Here is a 19,328-nt window from a genome sequence, read left to right as displayed (position 1 = left end):
CTGCTGGACTTAACACGCACTGCCGCTGCTGGACTTAACACGCACTGTCGCTGCGTAGCGTCGCCGAAACATGACCGCCCCGAGCCGGTGACACCCGCTGCATACCTTTGCCTCACCAACCGATCAAACGGTGAGTGGAGGATGGATGACAGACCAGCTGACCAGGGTGAACGACGCCCCGGAACCGGCCGCGGCGGCCGATTCGGCGGCCTTGAAGGAGACTCTGGAGGACTACACGCTGCGGTTCGCGCCGCGCAGCTACCGCAAGTGGAGCACCGCGGTGGTCGCGACGTCGGCGCTCGGTGGCATCGCGTACCTCGCCGACTTCTCGATCGGCGCGAACATCGGGCTGGCCCACGGGACGGGCAACGCGCTGTGGGGAATCGGCCTGTTCGCGGCCGTCGTCATCGCGACCGGCGTCCCGCTGTCGTACTACGCCGCGCGCTACAACCTCGATCTCGACCTGATCACCCGGGGCAGCGGTTTCGGCTACTACGGTTCGGTCGTCACCAACCTGATCTTCGCGTCGTTCACGTTCATCTTCTTCGCCCTCGAGGGCTCGATCATGGCGCAGGGTCTGCACCTGGGCCTGTCGGTGCCGTTGCCGGTCGGCTATCTGCTGTCGACGATGATCGTCCTTCCGCTCGTGATCTACGGGATGAAGGCGCTCGCGAAACTGCAGGTGTGGACGACTCCGCTGTGGCTGATCATGATGGTCGGGCCACTGCTGTACCTGCTCGCCGCGCACCCCGATTCGGTCGGTGAGTTCCTGTCGTTCTCCGGTGTGAACTCCGACGGCTCGCCCGCGGGCAACGGCGTCAGTTGGGCCGGGATCATGCTGTGCGCGGGCGTCTGCCTGTCGCTGATCGCGCAGATCGCCGAGCAGATCGACTACCTGCGGTTCATGCCGCCCCGCACGCCGGAGAACAAACGCCGCTGGTGGACCGCCGTCCTCGTCGCCGGCCCGGGCTGGGTGCTGTTCGGCGCCGTCAAGCAGATCGTCGGCCTGTTCCTGGCCGTGTACCTCCTCGCGAACGTCGCCGACAGCGCGGGCATCGCCAACCAGCCGGTGCACCAGTTCGTGATGATCTACGAGGACATGATGCCCGCATGGCTCGCCATGACCCTCGCGGTGATCCTCGTCGTCATCTCCCAGATCAAGATCAACGTCACCAACGCGTACTCGGGCTCGCTGGCCTGGACCAACTCGTTCACCCGCGTCACCAAGACTTACCCGGGCCGCCTGGTGTTCGTCGTCGTCAACCTGGTGATCGCACTGGTCCTCATGGAGGCCAACATGTTCAGCTTCCTGTCGGAACTGCTGAACTTCTACGCCAACTGCGGCATCGCGTGGATCGTGGTGGTCGCCACCGACATCGTGGTCAACAAGTACCTCCTCAAGCTCAGCCCGATGCAGCCGGAGTTCCGTCGGGGCATGCTGTACGCGGTGAACCCGGTCGGCTTCGTGTCCGTCATCGTCGCCGCGGGCGCGTCGATCGCCGTCTTCTTCGGATTGTTCGGCGACGGCCTCGCGCCGTTCTCGCCACTGGTCGCCGCGGTGCTCGCGATGGTGCTCCCGCCGATCCTGGCGATCGCGACCAAGGGCCGCTACTACCTGCGACGCACCGACGACGGCATCGACCTCCCGATGTACGACGAGCACGGCAACCCCAGCGATGAGAAGCTGCTGTGCTGCGTCTCCGGCGTCGAGTTCGAACGTCCCGACATGCTCGCCTCCGCGGTGCCCGCGGCCGACGGGTCCACGCAGTACATCTCGTCGCTCGCCCTGGCCTGCGACAAGACCGGTCTGCACGTGCTCCCCGAGCAGCGCTGACCCCGGTCCGACATCACGCGTGTGGATCGTTGCCCGAATCGGGTGACGATCCACACGCGTGTCAGGTGAGGCGGCGGCCGTCGAGCATGATCGCGGGACCGGCCGCGACGAGGTCGTTGACGTCGTCGCTCGACGACGGGCCGGTCGTCCACCGGACCGAACCGTCCGTCTCATACACCTTGAGCAGTTCCGGGTCGTACCGCGTCTCGACCGCGATGCGCTCGCCGTCGGTGCCGAGCACCGACGTGAAGTTCGGTTCGTCGAAGATGCCGAAGGTGCCGTCGTAACAGTCGAACCAGCCGTGTTGAAGAGCGGTGGCTCCGGCATTCGGCCGCAGGGTCACCTCGACCTTGGTGCCGAAACCCGCTTTGACCTCGAACTGGTACCACTCGGGTCGGGACACCGACCAGAGCATGTTCCCGGTCGCCGGGTTGAAGGCGGCGACCTCGCCGCCACGCGTCAACACGGGCAGCGACGACACCATGGCCGACGAGTTCTGTCTGGACACCGTCCACCCGGTCGCCTCGCCGGTGCGGCGACCCGTCGCATCGAAGATCGCGGCGTCGGGCTCGGTCGCGGTGCCGCCTTCCTGAACGACGAAGCCGGTGAGCGATCCCAGCCAGATGAAGCCTGCCGAGCCCAGGGTGGTGTCGCGCCGGTACACGATCTGGCCGTCGGTGACCCGACGCAGTGTGGCCTCGTTGCCGACGACGACGCCGACGACGGGCGAGGACCCCTGGGTCGATACGTCCAACGTCTCCACCCCCGCGGCGGGCACCGCCCACCGTCTGGCACCGGTCGCGTCGTAGACGACAACGCCCTCCTTCGCGGTGGCGACGAACACGTCACCGGACGTCGTGATCGACGCGTCGAACTCGGTCTCGAAGTCGAGGATCCGGGCGGTCCCCGCGACGAGGTCGACGAGCATCGGCCGACTGCTGTTCCCCGGACTCCGACTGACCGCGCACATGGCGGCCTTCTGGTTCGCGCTGATCGCGCAGTCACTCGGGGACGCGATCCCGGCGGGCAGCGCGATCGTGCGGGTGGTCCGCCCCGAGGCGGCGTCGACGAGTGCGAGCCGGGAGTCCGAGCCGGGGCCGTCGACCATGAGGACGGTGGAGTCGGTTCCGCCGAGCACATCCGGCAGCGAGAACCCGGGCTTATCGGGCCACGACCACGTCGGAGCGGTGGGCTTGTCGGCCAGCGATGCGAGCAGCCCGGTCACCGGGACGCGTTTCAAGTCGTTCGCTTCCTGCGACGGTCCGGTGTCGCCGTCGGTGGACGATCCGTGCGAGAACAACCAGATGGAGGCGGCCGCGACCACGAGCACCGCGACGATCGCGCCGACGATCAGGCCGGTGCGGGAGCGTGCCTTCGGGGCAGCCGCGGGGGCGACGACGGTCGGCGCGTAGGCCTGGGTCGGCGGCTGTGCAGGCGACGATTGTGCGGGTGGCGGCGGGACCGGCGGCTGGGCCGCGCTCGGGGCGGGGGCCAGGGACCGGGTGAGGGCGGCGCCGAAGGCGCGGCCGTCGTCGAACCGGTGGGCCGGGTCTTTCGCGAGCGCACGATGCAGGACGGCGTCGACCTCGGGGGACAGGCCCGGCCGGGCCGCGGCGGCGCTCGGTGGCGGAGTCTGCACGTGCGCCATCACGATCTGGGTCGGTGTCGCCCCACCGAACGGCGGCCTGCCCGTGAGCATCTCGAACGCGGTGCAGGCCAGTGAGTACTGGTCGGAGCGAGCGTCGACGGCGTGCCCGAGAAGTTGCTCCGGCGACGCGTACAGGACGGTGCCGAGGGTCATGCCGGTGCCGGTGAGCTGGGACGCGTCGCCGGCCAGGTGGGCGATGCCGAAGTCGGCGAGGAGGGCGCGACCCCGGCGGTCGAGGAGCACGTTGGCGGGTTTCACGTCGCGGTGCACCAGGCCCGCCGCGGCGGCGTCGTCGAGAGCCTGGGCGATCTCGCCGACGATGCGAGCGGTCTCCGACGCGGGCAGGGGACCGCGCCTCAGTGTCGTCGCCAGATCTTCGCCGTCGACATACTCGAGGGCGATCCACAGTCGGCCGTCGGTCTCGCCCCGGTCGTGGACCTTCACCACGTGCGGATTGCTCAGACCGGCGACGACGTCGGCCTCCCGCTCGAACCGCCTGCGGAAACCGTCGTCGTCGGCCAACTGGGCGGCCAGCACTTTGAGGGCGTCGCTTCGGGGCAGTCGCGGGTGGCGGGCCACGTACACCTCGCCCATGCCGCCCGATCCGAGCAGTCGTTCGATCGTGTACCCGGCGAAGACGTCCCCGGGACTCAGCGCACTCATGCGCGGAACTATATCGACCACTGTCCTGCTCCGAGCCGCGTGACCAGTATGTGGTCACGCGGCTCGGAGCAAGATGCAGGACGGTGAGCGGCAGGCGTGGGGTCGGCCTGCCCATCCCCCTTTGCGGAGCCCGATCGCGATCTTCTCGGCGGTGCTGCACGCGCGGTCGTGGACCTGCCCGTACCCGATCCGGTACGTGCGGCGGTCGGCATGCACGGCAGCGTCGAGGTCGCGTTCCATGTCGAGGTCCCGCGACACCGCGTCGGCGTGGCCCAGTCGGCCGTCGAGTTCCACGACCACGCCCCACTCGGGATAGTCGAGATCGCGGAAGCCCGACCTGCCGACGCCCGTCGGGGCCTGACGTAGGGGAGCGGGCAGCCCGTGGGCGCGCTCGACGGTTGTCAGGTACTCGTGTTCGAGGACCGAGCACGTCCCGGCGTGCACGTCGTGCAGGACCTCCTTGATGAACCCGCCGTTCCGGGTGCGGCAGCGGGCGTCGAGCGCCGTCAGCAGTCTCGTCGCGGTGGTCCGCCGTGACCCGACGGCGTCGGACAGGACCGCGATCACCTCGACGGTCGACGCCGCGGCGGCCGCGAGGTCGATGACTGTCTGCTCCAGTCGCACCCGCGGCGGATCGACCGTCGTGACCACCGCAGCGTCGTAGTCGGAGCGGTAGTGGACGACGATCCCGTCCACCGGCCGAAGGTTCCGTCGGGCGTCGACCGCGACATGGATCGGCGCGGCCGTCGAGCCCTTGCCGGTGAACAACATCCACGCCGACCGGTGCGACAGCGCCGACGGCCAGGTGTGCAGGAGCGCGCACCACGCGCGCTGCATCCAGGTGAGCGGACCGGTGTGCGTGACATAGACGCCGTCGAACACCGACACCCACGCGCGCCGCCGCAGCATCCGCCGGACGTACGCGGAGTCGAGGCTGCAGTCGAGCACCTGACGCCGGCTCACCACCCCGGATTGATCGTGAATCACCTGGTCCAGGCGCGCCGACGCCCGCGGATCGTCCCCCATCCGCCAAGTGTGGCCCCGAGCGGCGATGAAAACGAGACCCTTCCGGCGATCTGTGGATACCGGACAGTAGCTCTTGCTCCGAGTCTCGTGACCGATATGTGGTCACAGCGCTCCAACGAGGGACGATCATTCCGCGCCGCGACGGCCGATTCGACTCTGGCCTGCAAGTTCCCTACACTTGTGAGGTTGCCCGGGTGAAGTGTGCCCCCGGGAGCCACAACTTCATAGCTGATCGGTGCCGGCGAAAAGCCAATGGCATCGGTAGGTGAGAACATGCACAACTATCCACTTCGTGGAAGGCCCACCGGCGAACAGGCGGAGAAATCCGCAGGTCACTGCTGTATGGGAACCGCTACGAGAAAGGTTGACGGTCAACAACCATGACCATGACTGATCCGATCGCAGACTTCCTGACGCGTCTGCGCAACGCCAACTCGGCGTACCACGACGAGGTGAGCCTCCCGTCGTCGAAGATCAAGGTGAACATCGCCGAGATCCTCAAGCGTGAGGGCTACATCACCGACTTCAGCGTCGAAGACGCAGAGGTCGGCAAGAAGCTCGTCGTCACCCTCAAGTACGGCCCGAGCCGGGAGCGCAGCATCGCTGGCCTCCGTCGCGTCTCGAAGCCGGGTCTGCGGGTGTACGCGAAGTCCACCAACCTGCCTAAGGTCCTGGGCGGCCTCGGCGTGGCGATCATCTCCACGTCGTCCGGTCTGCTCACCGATCGCCAGGCTAAGAACCAGGGCGTGGGCGGCGAAGTCCTCGCCTACGTCTGGTAGGGGAGCAGAAACTATGTCGCGTATTGGTAAGAACCCCATCGCAATTCCCGCCGGTGTCGACGTCACGGTCGACGGCCAGGACGTGAAGGTCAAGGGCCCGAAGGGCGAACTGAGCCTCACCGTCTCCGAGCCGATCGCAGTGGCGGTGGAAGAGAACTCCATCGTCGTCACCCGGCCCAACGACGAGCGTCGCAGCCGTGCCCTGCACGGCCTGAGCCGCACCCTCGTCAACAACCTGGTGATCGGCGTCACGCAGGGCTACACCCGCAAGATGGAGATCTTCGGTGTCGGCTACCGCGTCGCGGCCAAGGGCAAGGACCTCGAGTTCGCCCTCGGCTACAGCCACCCCGTGCCGATCGAGGCGCCGGAGGGCATCACCTTCGCAGTGGAATCGCCCACCAAGTTCTCGGTCTCGGGCATCGACAAGCAGCAGGTGGGCCAGATCTCGGCTAACATCCGCCGCCTGCGCCGCCCCGACCCGTACAAGGGCAAGGGCGTTCGCTACGAAGGCGAGCAGATCCGCCGCAAGGTCGGAAAGACGGGTAAGTAAGACATGAGTGAAACAACCGTTCGCAAGCCCATCGGCAAGGACGTCTCGACCCGTCGTCGCACCGCGACCAAGCGTCGTCACTTCCGTCTGCGCAAGAACATCTCCGGCACCGCCGAGCGTCCGCGCATGGCGGTCAAGCGCAGCAGCCGTCACATCCACGTGCAGCTCATCGACGACCTGACCGGTCGTACGCTCGCCGCCGCCAGCACCATCGAGGCCGACGTCCGCTCGGCCGGTGGCGACAAGTCGGCGCAGGCCGCCAAGGTCGGCGAGCTGGTCGCGGCTCGCGCGAAGGCAGCAGGCGTGGAAGCCGTGGTCTTCGACCGCGGCGGCAAGGCGTACCACGGCCGCATCGCGGCCCTCGCCGACGCCGCACGCGAGGGAGGCCTGAGCTTCTAATGATGACCACGATCGACATGACCAACAACGGAGGGGACATCTGATGCCCGGACGTCAGCGTGACGGCGGCAACGGACCCGCCGGAAACAACAACAGCAACAGCAACGAGCGTGGCCGCGGACGCGGCGACCGTCGCGACAACCGCGGCGGACGCGAGCGCGAGGAGAAGAACCACCTCGAGCGCGTCGTCACCATCAACCGCGTCTCGAAGGTCGTCAAGGGCGGCCGTCGCTTCAGCTTCACCGCCCTCGTGGTGGTCGGCGACGGCCAGGGCCTGGTCGGCGTCGGCTACGGCAAGGCCAAGGAAGTTCCCGCAGCAATCCAGAAGGGCGTCGAAGAGGCTCGCAAGAACTTCTTCCGCGTCCCGCTGATCGGCGGCACCGTGACTCACCCCGTCCAGGGTGAGGCCGCGGCGGGCGTCGTCATGCTGCGTCCCGCCAGCTCGGGTACCGGTGTGATCGCCGGTGGCGCAGTCCGCGCCGTCCTCGAGTGCGCGGGCGTGACCGACGTCCTCGCGAAGAGCCTCGGCTCGGACAACGCGATCAACGTCGTCCACGCCACGGTCGCCGCTCTGAAGATGCTGCAGCAGCCCGAAGAGGTCGCCGCACGTCGCGGTCTGACCGTCGAAGAGGTCACCCCCGCAGGCATGCTCCGCGCACGCGCAGCTGCCGCCGCGAACAAGGGAGCATAACCATGGCCGAGCTGAAGATCACCCAGATCAAGGGCACCATCGGTACCAAGAAGAACCAGCGTGACAGCCTGCGCACCCTTGGCCTCAAGGGCATCCGCAAGACCGTCACCCGCGAGGACACGCCGATCAACCGCGGTCTCATCAACGTGGTCCGTCACCTCGTGACAGTCGAAGAGGTTTAAGACATGACCATCAAGCTGCACCACCTTCGCCCCGCACCGGGTGCGAAGACCGAGAAGACCCGCGTGGGTCGCGGTGAGGGCTCGAAGGGTAAGACCGCGGGTCGCGGCACCAAGGGCACCAAGGCGCGCAAGAACGTCCCCGCACGTTTCGAGGGCGGCCAGATGCCGCTGCACATGCGTCTGCCGAAGCTCAAGGGCTTCACCAACCGCAACCGCGTGGAGTACCAGGTCGTCAATGTCGGCGATCTGTCCGCACTGTTCCCGCAGGGTGGCACCATCGGTGTCGCCGAGCTGGTCGCAGCCGGTGCCGTTCGCAAGAACGAACTGGTCAAGGTGCTGGGCGAAGGCGAACTGACCGTCGCGGTGAACATCACCGCCAACAAGTTCTCCGGCTCCGCCAAGGAGAAGATCGTCGCCGCAGGCGGCACCGCCACCGAGCTGTAAGAGCCGTGGCGAACGTCTGATCACGCCGGTCAGGTGGGCAAACGCGGGACAAACCTCGTCCCGCTGCCGCTCGCCTGACCGGTGGCGATTGGATGACTGTTAGAGTTCGTGGGGGCGCCCTGCCGATCGGGCGCCTGGAATCTTTTCGAGTGTGACGCCCCGAGCAGGGCGAGGCCGCCCGGCCCGGCTGTTCAGGTGCTTATAGGAGGACTTGGTGCTTTCCCCCCTCGTGGCGACCTTCAGGACGCCCGATCTGAGGAAGAAGATCTTCTACGTCCTCGGCATCCTGGTGCTGTATCGCCTCGGCACCACCATGCCGTCGCCGGGCGTCAACTTCAAAGAGATCGACCGATGCGTCGAGGCCGCCAGCCAAGGCGACTCCGGTCAGATCTACTCGCTGATCAACATGTTCTCCGGCGGCGCGCTGCTGCAGCTGTCGGTGTTCGCGATCGGCATCATGCCGTACATCACGGCCTCCATCATCGTTCAGCTGCTCACCGTGGTCATCCCGCGGTTCGAGCAGCTGCGTAAGGAAGGCCAGTCCGGCCAGACCAAGATGACGCAGTACACGCGTTACCTGACGCTGGCCCTGGCGATCCTGCAGTCGACGGGCATCGTCGCGCTCGCCGCCAGCGGAAACCTGCTGCCGACGTCCGGAGGCGACTGCAACTCGCAGGAGATCATCTCCGACCGTTCGATCTTCGGTCTCATCGTCATCGTCCTGGTCATGACGGCGGGCGCCATGCTCGTCATGTGGTTCGGCGAGCTCATCACCGAACGCGGCGTCGGCAACGGCATGTCGCTGCTGATCTTCGCGGGCATCGTCGCCCGCCTCCCCGCAGAGGGACGCACCATCCTCAACACCGGCGGCCTGCGCTTCGCGTTGGTGTGCGTCGCGATCGTCATCATCCTGATCGCCGTCGTGTTCATCGAGCAGGGCATGCGTCGCATTCCGGTCCAGTACGCCAAGCGCATGGTCGGCCGCAAGATGTACGGCGGTTCGTCCACCTACATGCCGATCAAGGTGAACACCGCGGGCGTCATCCCGGTCATCTTCGCGTCGTCGCTGCTGTACATCCCGCAGCTCATCCTGCAGCTGACGAACCAGAACAGCACCGACGTCGCAGGCTGGCAGGTGTGGATGCAGGACAACCTCATCAACCCGTCCAGCCCGTTCCACATCGTCACCTACTTCCTGCTGATCGTGTTCTTCACGTACTTCTACGTGGCCGTCACCTTCAACCCGGAAGAGCGCGCGGACGACATGAAGCGCTACGGCGGATTCATCCCCGGCATCCGCCCGGGACGTCCCACCGCCGAATACCTGAGCTACGTGCTCAACCGGATCACGCTGCCCGGTTCGCTGTACCTGGGCATCATCTCGATCCTCCCCAACCTGTTCATGGACATCGGCAGTGGCGCCGCGGCGAACATCCCGTTCGGCGGCACCGCCCTCCTGATCATCGTGGCCGTCGGCCTCGACACCATCAAGCAGGTCAACAGTCAGTTGATGCAACGCAAGTACGAAGGGTTCCTCAAGTGAGACTTGTCATTCTCGGTCCCCCCGGAGCGGGCAAGGGTACGCAGGCAGAACTGCTCTCGGAGTCGTTGGGCATTCCCCACATCTCCACCGGCGACCTCTTCCGCGCCAACATCTCGCAGGGCACCCCGATCGGCGTCGAAGCGAAGAAGTACCTCGACTCGGGCAACCTCGTCCCGCCGGAGATCACCATCAACATGGTGCGTGAGCGTCTCGCCGAGCCCGATGCCACGGGCGGCTTCATCCTCGACGGTTTCCCCCGCTCCACCGAGCAGGCGGTGGCCCTCGAAGGCATCCTCGACGATCTCGGAACCGCCCTCGACGGCGTCCTGTCGTTCGAGGTCGACGCCGACGTCGTCGTCGAGCGCATGCTCGCTCGCGGCCGCGCCGACGACACCGAAGAAGTGATCCGCAACCGCATGTCGGTGTACACGGCCGAGACGGCTCCGCTGCTCGACCACTATGCGTCGACAGTCAAGCGCATCGACGCCGTCGGTGACGTCGACGAGGTCCATCGTCGGGTCCTGACCGCACTCGGCAAGGCCTGACCGACGACCGTGGGATTCCGTAAGCCCAAGACCGTCCCGTTCCGCACGGCGGGCGAACTCGACGCGATGGCGGCGGCAGGCGAGATCGTCGGACGGGCGCTCGTCGCCGTCCGCGCCGCCGCGGCCGTCGGCGTCAGCACTCTCGATCTCGACGAGATCGCCGAATCGGTGATCCGCGACGCGGGAGCAGTGCCGTCGTTCAAGGGCTACCACGGTTTCCCCGGCTCCATCTGCAGCTCGGTGAACGAGGTCGTCGTCCACGGCATCCCGTCGAAAGACGTGGTCCTCGCCGAACACGACCTCGTCTCGATCGACTGCGGTGCGATCCTCGACGGTTGGCACGGCGATTCCGCGTGGACGTTCGGTGTCGGTGAACTCTCGACCGCCGACCATGAACTCAACGAGGCCACGCGGCTGTCGCTGGAAGCGGGCATCGCGGCGATGGTCGACGGAGCTCGCCTCACCGACGTGTCGGCCGCCATCGAACGCGGAACCCACGCGGCCGCCGAGAAGTTCGGCAGGCATTTCGGGATCGTCGCGGGCTACGGCGGCCACGGCATCGGACGTGAGATGCACATGGAACCGTTCCTGCCCAACGAGGGCAAGCCGAACCGCGGTCCGCGTCTGGTGATCGGGTCGACGCTCGCCGTCGAGCCGATGCTGACCCTCGGCACCGAGGACACCACCGAACTCGCGGACGGATGGACCGTCGTCACCGACGACGGAACCCGTGCCTCGCATTGGGAGCACACCGTCGCCGTCACGGCGGACGGTCCCCGCATCCTCACCACACGCCCGTCCTGACGTCGTGCGACCGGCCGTCCTGTGGGTGCTGGCCGCGGTCGTGGCCGCCGGTGCGGTCGTGCTCGTGTTCGTCGTCTTGCGGCCGACCCCGGCCCGTCCGCTCACCGATCGGGAGCAGGCGGAGGCCACGGCGCGCGGCTACCTCGAGGACGTCGGGAACGGCCGTTTCCTGTCGTCCGTGGAGCGCATGTGCATAGACACCCCGAGCGCTCGTCGGGCACCCGCGACCGTGATCCCGTCGAGCTCGACGCCGCCCGCCTCGACTTTCGATCTTCCCTTCACGGCGTCCGCGTCCGTGAACAGCATCCGCATCACCGGCGAGACCGCCGTCGTCGACGCCGACCTCGTCATCGCGGGGACGAGAACCCCCGTTCCGCTCACCCTCCGCAGGCAGGGCTCCGGCTGGTGCGTCCTGACCGGACTGGCGGGATAGAGGCACCCTAAGCCGCGACGGGACGGCGGACGGACGTCCACGCCCCGACAGCGAGCGCGCCGAAGGTGAGGATCACGTACGACGAGCCGAGCACGTGCATCCACCACGACCACTGGAGTTCGCGGTCGTCGTGGGTCGGCATGAGGGCGTGCACCCCCGCGTAGAAGACGATGAGTCCCGCCCACGCGGCGACCCGGAAGGGCGTGCCGACGTCGCTGGTGAATACCCGGTTCCAGACGACGAGCAGCGCCGGAGCCGCCCACACCCAATGATGCGACCAGCTGACCGGTGAGACGAGCAGGATCGCCGCGGCGTTGACGAGGACGGCCGCCGTGAGGTCGCCGTCGGCCAGGAGTCTGCGCATCCAGACCGCGGCCAGCACGATCGTCGCGACGACGAGGACGGCCCACAGCGCGGTCCCGGCCGACGACGGCAGTCCGAAGCGGGTGACGAACCCGTTCAACGACTGGTTGTACGCGAAGTACGGTGCACCGATCCGGCCCGTCTCCTGGATCTTCGTGAACCAGTAGGTGTGCGAATCGCTCGGCGACACGGCCCAGGCGAGGCCACTGACCACGACGAACGACGCGATGGTGGTGGCGATGGCCCGCCAGTCCTTCCTCAGCAGGAAAAGCAGGAGGAAACCGCCCGGGGTCAGCTTGATCGCGATGGCGACGCCGATCAGCAGTCCGCGCGGCCATCGCGAGCTTCGGCTCAGGAGGTCCCACGCGACGGCCGCCATCAACAGGGCGTTGATCTGTCCGTATCCGAGGGTGGTGCGGACCGGTTCGAGGTACTGGGCGAACGCAACGATCGCGATGACCGCGGCGAGCCGCGTCGTCGGGTCGATGTCGGGCCGGATCCGATCGAGGACGAGCCACACCGTCAGGCCGATCGCGGCGAGGCTGAGAGCGAACATGACGGTCGCCGCCAACCACACGGGCGCCACCGCGAACGGTGTGAACACCACCGTCGCCAGCGGGGGATAGGTGAACGGCAGCTTCGTCCCGTCGGGCAGAGCGGGGAGCTCACCGTACACCGGATTCCCGTCGATGAGAGTCTGGGCGCCGAGTCGGTACACGAGGAGATCGGTGAAGCCGCGCCACACGCCCGCGAGCACCCCGATGGTGGTTGTGACCGCGAGGAAACCCGTGGCGTAGGCGACCAACTGGCGTGGAGTTCGGTCGCGCAGAAACGACGGCAGTGGCATCGGGGCAGGATATCAGGGCCTTTTAGGCACTATTCGCCCCGTGTGATCCGTACGTGTGAACCATTCGATCGACGTGCTCGGCGGCGGACCCCGCCGTGCGATGATCTCGACGGACCCACCGACGAGAGGACACGCCCGTGACCGACCCCTACGGCAGCGGCGACCCGAACCGTCGGCCCGTCGACTACGGCCCGCCGCCGTGGGCGACGCCGCAGCAACCGCTCCAGCAACCCCAGTACGGCCAACCCCAGTACGGTCAGCAGTACGGCCAGCAGCAGTCGTTTCAGCAGGCGCCGTCCTGGCCCGGTCCGGCGCCGTACGGGCAGGCCGGGTGGCCGACGCCGACGCCGCAGCGCAGGTTCCCGATCGGGTGGGTGATCGGTGCGGTGGCCGCGGTGATCGTCGTCGTGGTCGGCGTGATCGCCGTGCCGAAGCTCTTCGGCGGCGACGGGGTGCTCGGCGGCTCGTCCGACGAACAGCAGATCATCGCGCAGTTCGAGGGCTACGTCGAGGACCTCGGCGACGGCGACTGGTCGGCCGCCGCCGACCGGATCTGTCGAGACTCGCCCGCTCGGAAGATCGTGCAGGGCATCGGGCTCGTCGCCCAGACGCTCGGCAGCGGACAGACCTTGGACTTCGGCATCGACGTGAAGAACGTCAAGATCGACGGTGACACGGCGACCGTCGACGCGACGTTCGACTTCCCCGGCCTGGAGAACGCCCCGACGCCGGGTGCGGCCAAGAAGGTCGACGGACAGTGGTGCCTGGTGAGTTGACCCGTCGGACACTCGGCTGGGCGGTCGCGCTCATCCTGGCGGCCGCGATCGTCGTCGGACTGCTGCTGTGGCGGCCGTGGACCGCCGACCAGCCCTCGGACGCAGAGCGGATCGAAGAACAGGTCCGCGGATACGTCGACGATCTGGCGCGGATCGACTACGCGTCGGCGCAGGCCCGGCGTTGCGAGGCATCGGGTTCGTCGGCGGCGATCGTCAAGCCGCCCGCGGACGGGCCCGTGGTGTCGACGACGGTCGCGATCGAGTCGATCACCGTCGACGGCGACACGGCCACAGTCGACGCGGCGATCGAATCATCGGGGACGAGCATGCCGCTCTCGCTGCGGTTCGCCAGACGAGACGACCGCTGGTGCATCTCAGGCGGGTGACCCGTCGGCCCGTGTCGTCGCCCGCCACGCGCCTACGGCCAGGACGGCGAACGTGAACAGCACATACGCGGCGCCGATGATCTGCTGCCACCACGCCCATCCGAGCTCGCGGTCGTGACTGCCGGGAAGCAGCCAGTGCGGCCCGACGGCGAACATGAGCAGCGCGAACCCGGTCGCGATGCAGAACCCGCGGTCGCGCCTGCCGGCCACGATCGCGTCGACGGCTATGACGAGCGCCGGAACCGCCCACACCCAGTGGTGCGACCAGCTCACCGGTGAGACGAGCAGGATCGCCGCGGCGTTCACGATCAGTGCCGCGGGAAGCCTGTCGTCGGCCAGCAGCCGCCGCATCCACACCGCGGCCAACACGACGGCCACCGCGGACAGGCCGATCCACACCAGCGACGCAGCCGACTCGCTCAGCCCGAACCTGAACACCATGCCCTTGATCGACTCGTTGCCCGCGAAGTACGGCGCACCGATCCGGCCGGTCTCTCTCAGCTTCTCGAACCAGTACGTGTGCGAGTCGGACGGCATGATCAGCCAGGCGAGACCGATCGACGCCGCCGTGGAGGCGACGGTGACGGCGAGCGCCCGCCAGTCGCGGCGCAGCAGGAACAGCAGGAGGAAACCCGCCGGAGTCAGCTTGATCGAGATCGCGACGCCGATGAGCACGCCGCGCGGCCAGCGTCGCGAGCGGGTCAGGACGTCGACCGCGACGGCCGCCATCAGGATCGCGTTCACCTGGCCGAACCCGAGGGTCTCGCGGACCGGTTCGAGGAACTGCGCCGCGGCGACGACGGCGAGCACGATCGCCAGTCGGGTCCCGCGGTCGAGCGTGGGTCGCAGCCGGCCCAGGACCAGCCAGACCGTCACGCCGATCGACGCGAGCGTCAGGGCGAACATGACGGCGCTCGCCAGCGGTGCGGGCATCGCGGCGAACGGCGCGAAGGCGATCGCGGCTAGCGGCGGATAGGTGAAGGGCAGATGGATGCCGCCGTCGAGCGGCGGCAGCGGACCGTAGACGTCGTTCCCGTCGAGGAAGGTCTGCGCGCCGAGCCGGTACACCATCAGGTCGAGGTACCCGTGCCACACGCGGAAGGTGAGTCCGAGCGCGGTGGTGGCGGCGAGGAGCGTCGCGGCGGCGGCCACCCGTGCCCGCGGGGATCGGTCGCGCAGGATCAACGGGTCTCCAACACGATCGTCACCGGGCCGTCGTTCACGATCTCGACGCGCATGTGCGCGCCGAACCGGCCAGTCTCGACGGTGGCGCCGAGGCTGCGGAGTTCCGCGACGACGGCGTCGACCAGCGGCTGGGCGACCGGGCCGGGCGCGGCGGCGTTCCACGAGGGGCGACGCCCCTTCGCGGTGTCGGCGTACAGGGTGAACTGGCTGATCACGAGGATCGGGGCGTCGAGGTCGGCGGCGGAGGCCTCGCGACGCTCGTCGTCGCCGTCGAGGATGCGCAGTCGCCAGATCTTGTCGGCGAGCTTCGCGGCGTCGGCGGCGGTGTCGTCGTGTGTCACGCCGACGAGCGCGACCAGGCCGAGGCGGCCGCCGTCGAGGTCGAGGGCGCCGACGACCTCGTCGTCCACCGTGACCGAGGCGGAGCTGACCCGCTGAAGGACGGCGCGCATCTCAGCGTCCCCGAGTGGCAGGAACGATCACCGGTACAGGTTCTCCGGACGGTCTTTGAGGAGCATCGTCGTGATCCAGCCGACGACCGAGATCACGATCGCCCCGAAGATCCCGGACCAGAAGATGTCGTCGACGACCAGACCGACATGGAACACGTCGGTGGTGAGCCACGACGTGATCCGCAGCATCAGGGCGTTGATCACGACGTGCACGAGTCCCAACGTCAGGATGTAGAGCGGGATCGACAGGATCTGCACGATCGGCTTGATGAATCCGTTCACCAGACCGAAGACCATCGCGACGAGCAGGACGAGACCGGTCTTCGCCCACCACGACGTGAGGCCCCCGAAGTCGAAGTAGACGCCGGGGACGAGGACGTCGGCGATCCAGAGCGCGAAGCCGGTCAGGGCACTGCGAATGAGGAATGCACGCATACGACAAGTGTCGCACGTGCCCCGCAGGACGATCGCCGGACGGATGGCCCCGGCGCGATTGGCCGTCGGGCCCGCATTCGCGTAGACTCGAACCTCGGTGCGTCGTGCGGTTCCCGCACGTCCTCGTCCCGGCATGTACACGTCGGGACCTGGAGGAACTCGCGATGAGTGCCACCGTACCGGAAGCACGAAGGATCCAGGGCCTTCCGGCGTGAACACGTCAGAAGGAGAATCGCGGAGGACATGGCGAAGAAAGACGGAGCCATCGAGGTTGAGGGACGCGTTGTCGAGCCCCTGCCCAATGCGATGTTTCGCATTGAGCTGGAGAACGGTCACAAGGTTCTCGCCCACATCAGCGGCAAGATGCGGCAGCACTACATCCGCATCCTGCCGGAAGACCGCGTCGTCGTAGAGCTCTCGCCCTACGACCTCGCCCGTGGACGAATCGTCTACCGGTACAAGTAACCCCGGAAAGTCCAACCCCGGACATTCAACAAGGAGAACGCTGACGTGAAGGTCAATCCGAGCGTCAAGCCGATCTGCGAGAAGTGCAAGGTGATCCGCCGTAACGGTCGGGTCATGGTGATCTGCGAGAACCTGCGCCACAAGCAGCGTCAGGGCTGATCGACACCCTTCTTCGGGTCGCTTGAGACACACAACTGAATATCGATCCACGTATGAACTTCCAGAACCAGTGTCCGCAGACGCGCGGACACCGACCCCCGGTTCAGAGGCCGGGGCCCGACGCATGAGTTCGGGACGGACTGGAAGCAGACCTCTGAGAATCAGAAGGAACACCCCACATGGCACGTGTTGCAGGTGTGGATCTTCCCCGCGAAAAGCGGCTGGAGATCGCACTCACGTACATCTACGGAGTTGGTCGTACCACCTCCAAGGAGATCCTCGCGGCTACCGGCCTCTCGGCCGATCTGCGCGCGAAGGATCTGACCGACGCAGACGTTTCGAAGCTGCGTGAATACATCGAGGCCTCGGTGAAGGTGGAGGGTGACCTCCGTCGCGAGGTGCAGGCCGACATCCGTCGCAAGATCGAGATCGGCTGCTACCAGGGTCTGCGTCACCGTCGCGGCCTGCCGGTCCACGGTCAGCGCACCAAGACCAATGCCCGCACTCGCAAGGGCCCGAAGAAGACCATCGCCGGGAAGAAGAAGTAATGCCTCCGAAGTCACGTAGCGCAGGCCCGAAGAAGGGCACCCGCCGTCGCGATAAGAAGAACGTCCCGCTCGGCCACGCACACATCAAGTCGACGTTCAACAACACCATCGTCTCGATCACCGATCCCGAGGGCAACGTGATCAGCTGGGCGTCGTCCGGCCACGTGGGCTTCAAGGGCTCGCGTAAGAGCACCCCGTTCGCCGCGCAGCTCGCTGCCGAGAACGCCGCTCGCAAGGCTCAGGAGAACGGCGTCAAGAAGGTCGACGTGTTCGTCAAGGGACCGGGTTCGGGTCGCGAGACCGCCATCCGGTCGCTGCAGGCAGCCGGCCTCGAGGTCGGCACCATCTCCGACGTGACCCCCCAGCCGCACAACGGCTGCCGTCCGCCCAAGCGGCGCCGGGTCTAAGCGGGAAAGGAACAGATAAGACATGGCTCGCTATACCGGCCCCGCCACCAAGAAGTCCCGTCGTCTTCGCGTCGACCTGATCGGCGGCGACGCAGCGTTCGAGAAGCGCCCGTACCCGCCCGGCCAGCACGGCCGCGCCCGCATCAAGGAGTCGGAGTACCTCCTCCAGCTGCAGGAGAAGCAGAAGGCTCGCTTCACCTACGGCGTCATGGAGAAGCAGTTCCGTCGCTACTACGAAGAGGCGAACCGCCGCTCGGGTAAGACCGGCGACGTGCTGCTCCAGATCCTGGAGACCCGTCTCGACAACGTCGTCTACCGTGCGGGCATCGCCCGCACGCGTCGTCAGGCTCGCCAGATGGTCAGCCACGGCCACTTCACCGTCAACGGTGTCCGCGTGGACGTGCCCAGCTACCGCGTCAGCCAGTACGACATCATCGACGTCCGTCAGAAGTCGCTGCAGACCACGCCGTTCCAGATCTCCCTGGAGACCGTCGGCGATCGTACGCCCCCGGCGTGGCTGCAGGTGGTTCCGTCGACGCTCCGCATCCTCGTGCACTCGGTGCCCGAGCGTGCGCAGATCGACGTCCCGCTGACCGAACAGCTCATCGTCGAGTACTACTCGAAGTAATCGATCTTCGCAGTACTTGCTGTTTTCCGATCCACCTCACGCCGTCAAATAGTGGTCGGCACGAAGGAGAAATCACCACATGCTCATCTCACAGCGACCCACGCTCTCCGAAGAGGTGCTCGCCGAGAACCGCTCGAAGTTCACCATCGAACCCCTCGAGCCGGGCTTCGGCTACACCCTCGGCAACTCGCTGCGGCGCACGCTGCTGTCGTCCATCCCGGGCGCGGCGGTCACCAGCATCCGCATCGACGGTGTCCTGCACGAGTTCACCACCGTCCCCGGCGTGAAGGAAGATGTCACCAACATCATCCTGAACCTCAAGGGCCTGGTCGTGAGCTCCGAAGAGGACGAGCCGGTCACCATGTACGTCCGTAAGCAGGGCCCGGGCGCCGTCACCGGTGCGGACATCGTTCCGCCCGCCGGTGTCACGGTCCACAACCCGGACCTGCACATCGCGACCCTCAACGACAAGGGCAAGCTCGAGATCGAGCTCGTCGTCGAGCGGGGCCGCGGCTACGTTCCGGCCGTGCAGAACAAGGCCACCGGCGCAGAGATCGGCCGCATCCCGGTCGACTCGATCTACTCGCCGGTCCTCAAGGTGACCTACAAGGTCGAGGCCACCCGCGTCGAGCAGCGCACCGACTTCGATCGTCTGGTGCTCGACGTGGAGACGAAGAACTCCATCACCGCGCGTGACGCCCTGGCGTCGGCCGGTAAGACCCTGGTCGAACTCTTCGGCCTGGCTCGGGAGCTCAACGTCGAGGCCGAGGGCATCGAGATCGGACCCTCGCCCGCCGAGGCCGATCACATCGCCGCGTTCACGCTGCCGATCGAGGATCTGGAGCTGACCGTCCGTTCGTACAACTGCCTCAAGCGCGAAGGTGTCCACACCGTCGGCGAGCTCGTTGCACGCACCGAGTCGGATCTGCTCGACATCCGCAACTTCGGCCAGAAGTCGATCGACGAGGTGAAGGTGAAGCTCCACGGCCTCGGACTGTCGCTCAAGGACAGCCCGGCCAGCTTCGACCCGTCGCAGGTCGCCGGTTACGACCCGGCCACCGGCACGTGGACGGACGAGGCGTCGTACGACGCCGACTCCGGTGAGGATTTCGCGGAGACCGAACAGCTGTAAGGGC

General features: G+C 67.1%; 25 protein-coding genes. 19 read left to right on the top strand and 6 right to left on the bottom strand.

From position 1 onward, the window contains the following. Positions 1 to 145: 145 nt before the first annotated feature. Positions 146 to 1,834, top strand: coding sequence for a purine-cytosine permease family protein (locus tag GYB83_RS22375; RefSeq protein ID WP_161897458.1), 1,689 nt, complete (start codon positions 146 to 148; stop codon positions 1,832 to 1,834). Positions 1,835 to 1,895: 61 nt separating this feature from the next. On the opposite strand, the gene GYB83_RS22370 is transcribed toward GYB83_RS22375, so the two are convergent. Together GYB83_RS22370 and GYB83_RS22365 are read right to left on the bottom strand one after the other, a co-directional pair. Next, positions 1,896 to 4,145, bottom strand: a complete 2,250-nt coding sequence (locus GYB83_RS22370; protein WP_161897457.1) for a serine/threonine-protein kinase — start codon at positions 4,143 to 4,145, stop codon at positions 1,896 to 1,898. 54 nt (positions 4,146 to 4,199) lie between these two features. Next, entirely contained in the window at positions 4,200 to 5,171 is a 972-nt protein-coding gene (locus GYB83_RS22365; protein WP_161897456.1) for a hypothetical protein, read from the bottom strand. A 380-nt stretch (positions 5,172 to 5,551) separates the two neighbouring features. Here GYB83_RS22365 and rpsH point away from each other — a divergent pair, with 380 nt between their 5' ends. The 10 genes from rpsH (at position 5,552) to GYB83_RS22315 (ending at position 11,541) form a co-directional block, all read left to right on the top strand. Beyond that, entirely contained in the window at positions 5,552 to 5,950 is a 399-nt protein-coding gene (rpsH, locus tag GYB83_RS22360) for a 30S ribosomal protein S8 (protein ID WP_161897455.1), read from the top strand. A 13-nt stretch (positions 5,951 to 5,963) separates the two neighbouring features. Continuing rightward, complete coding sequence (gene rplF, locus GYB83_RS22355; RefSeq protein WP_161897454.1) at positions 5,964 to 6,500, top strand: 50S ribosomal protein L6; 537 nt, start codon at positions 5,964 to 5,966, stop codon at positions 6,498 to 6,500. Between the two features lie 3 nt (positions 6,501 to 6,503). Beyond that, positions 6,504 to 6,899, top strand: coding sequence for a 50S ribosomal protein L18 (gene rplR, locus GYB83_RS22350; RefSeq protein ID WP_161897453.1), 396 nt, complete (start codon positions 6,504 to 6,506; stop codon positions 6,897 to 6,899). 43 nt (positions 6,900 to 6,942) lie between these two features. Next, positions 6,943 to 7,590 carry a 30S ribosomal protein S5 gene (gene rpsE, locus GYB83_RS22345; RefSeq protein WP_161897452.1) on the top strand — a complete coding sequence of 216 codons (648 nt, stop codon included), beginning with the start codon at positions 6,943 to 6,945 and terminating at the stop codon, positions 7,588 to 7,590. Between the two features lie 2 nt (positions 7,591 to 7,592). Continuing rightward, the gene (gene rpmD, locus GYB83_RS22340) at positions 7,593 to 7,772 is read left to right on the top strand and encodes a 50S ribosomal protein L30 (protein ID WP_161897451.1); all 180 of its coding nucleotides are present in this window, start codon (positions 7,593 to 7,595) and stop codon (positions 7,770 to 7,772) included. Between the two features lie 3 nt (positions 7,773 to 7,775). Further along, a complete protein-coding gene (gene rplO / locus GYB83_RS22335; protein ID WP_161897450.1) occupies positions 7,776 to 8,216 on the top strand; it encodes a 50S ribosomal protein L15 in 441 nt (146 codons plus the stop codon). Between the two features lie 214 nt (positions 8,217 to 8,430). Beyond that, positions 8,431 to 9,759, top strand: a complete 1,329-nt coding sequence (secY, locus tag GYB83_RS22330) for a preprotein translocase subunit SecY (RefSeq protein ID WP_161897449.1) — start codon at positions 8,431 to 8,433, stop codon at positions 9,757 to 9,759. After that, positions 9,756 to 10,304, top strand: a complete 549-nt coding sequence (locus GYB83_RS22325; protein WP_161897448.1) for an adenylate kinase — start codon at positions 9,756 to 9,758, stop codon at positions 10,302 to 10,304. The genes secY and GYB83_RS22325 overlap by 4 nt, the downstream gene beginning before the upstream one ends. A 9-nt stretch (positions 10,305 to 10,313) precedes the next feature. After that, positions 10,314 to 11,108 (top strand): type I methionyl aminopeptidase, encoded by a 795-nt coding sequence (gene map, locus GYB83_RS22320; RefSeq protein ID WP_161897447.1) that lies wholly within the window; start codon positions 10,314 to 10,316, stop codon positions 11,106 to 11,108. A 4-nt stretch (positions 11,109 to 11,112) separates the two neighbouring features. Further along, positions 11,113 to 11,541 (top strand): hypothetical protein, encoded by a 429-nt coding sequence (locus tag GYB83_RS22315; RefSeq protein WP_161897446.1) that lies wholly within the window; start codon positions 11,113 to 11,115, stop codon positions 11,539 to 11,541. A gap of 7 nt (positions 11,542 to 11,548) precedes the next feature. Here GYB83_RS22315 and GYB83_RS22310 read toward each other — a convergent pair whose 3' ends face one another. Continuing rightward, complete coding sequence (locus tag GYB83_RS22310) at positions 11,549 to 12,751, bottom strand: glycosyltransferase 87 family protein (protein WP_228461726.1); 1,203 nt, start codon at positions 12,749 to 12,751, stop codon at positions 11,549 to 11,551. 137 nt (positions 12,752 to 12,888) lie between these two features. Here GYB83_RS22310 and GYB83_RS22305 point away from each other — a divergent pair, with 137 nt between their 5' ends. Together GYB83_RS22305 and GYB83_RS22300 are read left to right on the top strand one after the other, a co-directional pair. After that, positions 12,889 to 13,527, top strand: coding sequence for an Rv0361 family membrane protein (locus tag GYB83_RS22305; protein WP_161897445.1), 639 nt, complete (start codon positions 12,889 to 12,891; stop codon positions 13,525 to 13,527). Further along, on the top strand, positions 13,524 to 13,913 hold the full coding sequence (locus GYB83_RS22300; RefSeq protein ID WP_161897444.1) for an Rv0361 family membrane protein: 390 nt from the start codon (positions 13,524 to 13,526) through the stop codon (positions 13,911 to 13,913). The genes GYB83_RS22305 and GYB83_RS22300 overlap by 4 nt, the downstream gene beginning before the upstream one ends. On the opposite strand, the gene GYB83_RS22295 is transcribed toward GYB83_RS22300, so the two are convergent. From GYB83_RS22295 to GYB83_RS22285, 3 genes are read right to left on the bottom strand one after another with little or no spacing between them, the layout of a single operon-like run. Continuing rightward, the gene (locus GYB83_RS22295; protein ID WP_228461723.1) at positions 13,902 to 15,098 is read right to left on the bottom strand and encodes a glycosyltransferase 87 family protein; all 1,197 of its coding nucleotides are present in this window, start codon (positions 15,096 to 15,098) and stop codon (positions 13,902 to 13,904) included. The two genes, GYB83_RS22300 and GYB83_RS22295, sit on opposite strands and share 12 nt — an antisense overlap. Then, positions 15,095 to 15,550: a D-aminoacyl-tRNA deacylase gene (gene dtd, locus GYB83_RS22290; RefSeq protein ID WP_161897443.1), complete on the bottom strand. Its 456-nt coding sequence runs from the start codon at positions 15,548 to 15,550 to the stop codon at positions 15,095 to 15,097. Before dtd ends, GYB83_RS22295 begins: the two co-directional genes overlap by 4 nt. Positions 15,551 to 15,577: 27 nt before the next feature. Further along, positions 15,578 to 15,985: a phage holin family protein gene (locus tag GYB83_RS22285; RefSeq protein ID WP_161897442.1), complete on the bottom strand. Its 408-nt coding sequence runs from the start codon at positions 15,983 to 15,985 to the stop codon at positions 15,578 to 15,580. Positions 15,986 to 16,228: 243 nt separating this feature from the next. Here GYB83_RS22285 and infA point away from each other — a divergent pair, with 243 nt between their 5' ends. The 6 genes from infA (at position 16,229) to GYB83_RS22255 (ending at position 19,324) form a co-directional block, all read left to right on the top strand. Next, a complete protein-coding gene (gene infA / locus GYB83_RS22280) occupies positions 16,229 to 16,450 on the top strand; it encodes a translation initiation factor IF-1 (RefSeq protein ID WP_007616247.1) in 222 nt (73 codons plus the stop codon). A gap of 45 nt (positions 16,451 to 16,495) precedes the next feature. After that, positions 16,496 to 16,609 carry a 50S ribosomal protein L36 gene (gene rpmJ, locus GYB83_RS22275; RefSeq protein WP_024332746.1) on the top strand — a complete coding sequence of 38 codons (114 nt, stop codon included), beginning with the start codon at positions 16,496 to 16,498 and terminating at the stop codon, positions 16,607 to 16,609. Between the two features lie 179 nt (positions 16,610 to 16,788). Further along, positions 16,789 to 17,157 carry a 30S ribosomal protein S13 gene (rpsM, locus tag GYB83_RS22270; RefSeq protein WP_009679194.1) on the top strand — a complete coding sequence of 123 codons (369 nt, stop codon included), beginning with the start codon at positions 16,789 to 16,791 and terminating at the stop codon, positions 17,155 to 17,157. Then, positions 17,157 to 17,564 (top strand): 30S ribosomal protein S11, encoded by a 408-nt coding sequence (rpsK, locus tag GYB83_RS22265; RefSeq protein ID WP_006895581.1) that lies wholly within the window; start codon positions 17,157 to 17,159, stop codon positions 17,562 to 17,564. Before rpsM ends, rpsK begins: the two co-directional genes overlap by 1 nt. A gap of 22 nt (positions 17,565 to 17,586) precedes the next feature. Beyond that, the gene (gene rpsD, locus GYB83_RS22260; protein WP_161897441.1) at positions 17,587 to 18,192 is read left to right on the top strand and encodes a 30S ribosomal protein S4; all 606 of its coding nucleotides are present in this window, start codon (positions 17,587 to 17,589) and stop codon (positions 18,190 to 18,192) included. A gap of 79 nt (positions 18,193 to 18,271) precedes the next feature. Then, a complete protein-coding gene (locus GYB83_RS22255) occupies positions 18,272 to 19,324 on the top strand; it encodes a DNA-directed RNA polymerase subunit alpha (RefSeq protein ID WP_161897440.1) in 1,053 nt (350 codons plus the stop codon). Positions 19,325 to 19,328 lie beyond the last annotated feature (4 nt).

It is taken from the genome of Gordonia spumicola, from assembly GCF_009932475.1.
Lineage (GTDB): Bacteria > Actinomycetota > Actinomycetes > Mycobacteriales > Mycobacteriaceae > Gordonia > Gordonia spumicola.
The sequence above is the reverse complement of the archived record's forward strand: the minus strand, read 5'-3'. Positions and strand labels throughout refer to the sequence as shown.

Excerpts from the sequence above, each read along its gene's own strand:
- rplR (WP_161897453.1), top strand. The coding sequence starts at position 6,504 with ATGAGTGAAACAACCGTTCGCAAGCCCATCGGCAAGGACGTCTCGACC.
- rpsM (WP_009679194.1), top strand. The coding sequence starts at position 16,789 with ATGGCACGTGTTGCAGGTGTGGATCTTCCCCGCGAAAAGCGGCTGGAG.
- GYB83_RS22310 (WP_228461726.1), bottom strand. The coding sequence starts at position 12,751 with ATGCCACTGCCGTCGTTTCTGCGCGACCGAACTCCACGCCAGTTGGTC.
- GYB83_RS22370 (WP_161897457.1), bottom strand. The coding sequence starts at position 4,145 with ATGAGTGCGCTGAGTCCCGGGGACGTCTTCGCCGGGTACACGATCGAA.
- GYB83_RS22255 (WP_161897440.1), top strand. The coding sequence starts at position 18,272 with ATGCTCATCTCACAGCGACCCACGCTCTCCGAAGAGGTGCTCGCCGAG.
- rpsD (WP_161897441.1), top strand. The coding sequence starts at position 17,587 with ATGGCTCGCTATACCGGCCCCGCCACCAAGAAGTCCCGTCGTCTTCGC.
- rpsH (WP_161897455.1), top strand. The coding sequence starts at position 5,552 with ATGACCATGACTGATCCGATCGCAGACTTCCTGACGCGTCTGCGCAAC.
- dtd (WP_161897443.1), bottom strand. The coding sequence starts at position 15,550 with ATGCGCGCCGTCCTTCAGCGGGTCAGCTCCGCCTCGGTCACGGTGGAC.
- rpmD (WP_161897451.1), top strand. The coding sequence starts at position 7,593 with ATGGCCGAGCTGAAGATCACCCAGATCAAGGGCACCATCGGTACCAAG.
- infA (WP_007616247.1), top strand. The coding sequence starts at position 16,229 with ATGGCGAAGAAAGACGGAGCCATCGAGGTTGAGGGACGCGTTGTCGAG.
- GYB83_RS22285 (WP_161897442.1), bottom strand. The coding sequence starts at position 15,985 with ATGCGTGCATTCCTCATTCGCAGTGCCCTGACCGGCTTCGCGCTCTGG.
- GYB83_RS22375 (WP_161897458.1), top strand. The coding sequence starts at position 146 with ATGACAGACCAGCTGACCAGGGTGAACGACGCCCCGGAACCGGCCGCG.
- GYB83_RS22365 (WP_161897456.1), bottom strand. The coding sequence starts at position 5,171 with ATGGGGGACGATCCGCGGGCGTCGGCGCGCCTGGACCAGGTGATTCAC.
- rpsE (WP_161897452.1), top strand. The coding sequence starts at position 6,943 with ATGCCCGGACGTCAGCGTGACGGCGGCAACGGACCCGCCGGAAACAAC.
- rpsK (WP_006895581.1), top strand. The coding sequence starts at position 17,157 with ATGCCTCCGAAGTCACGTAGCGCAGGCCCGAAGAAGGGCACCCGCCGT.
- rplO (WP_161897450.1), top strand. The coding sequence starts at position 7,776 with ATGACCATCAAGCTGCACCACCTTCGCCCCGCACCGGGTGCGAAGACC.
- rplF (WP_161897454.1), top strand. The coding sequence starts at position 5,964 with ATGTCGCGTATTGGTAAGAACCCCATCGCAATTCCCGCCGGTGTCGAC.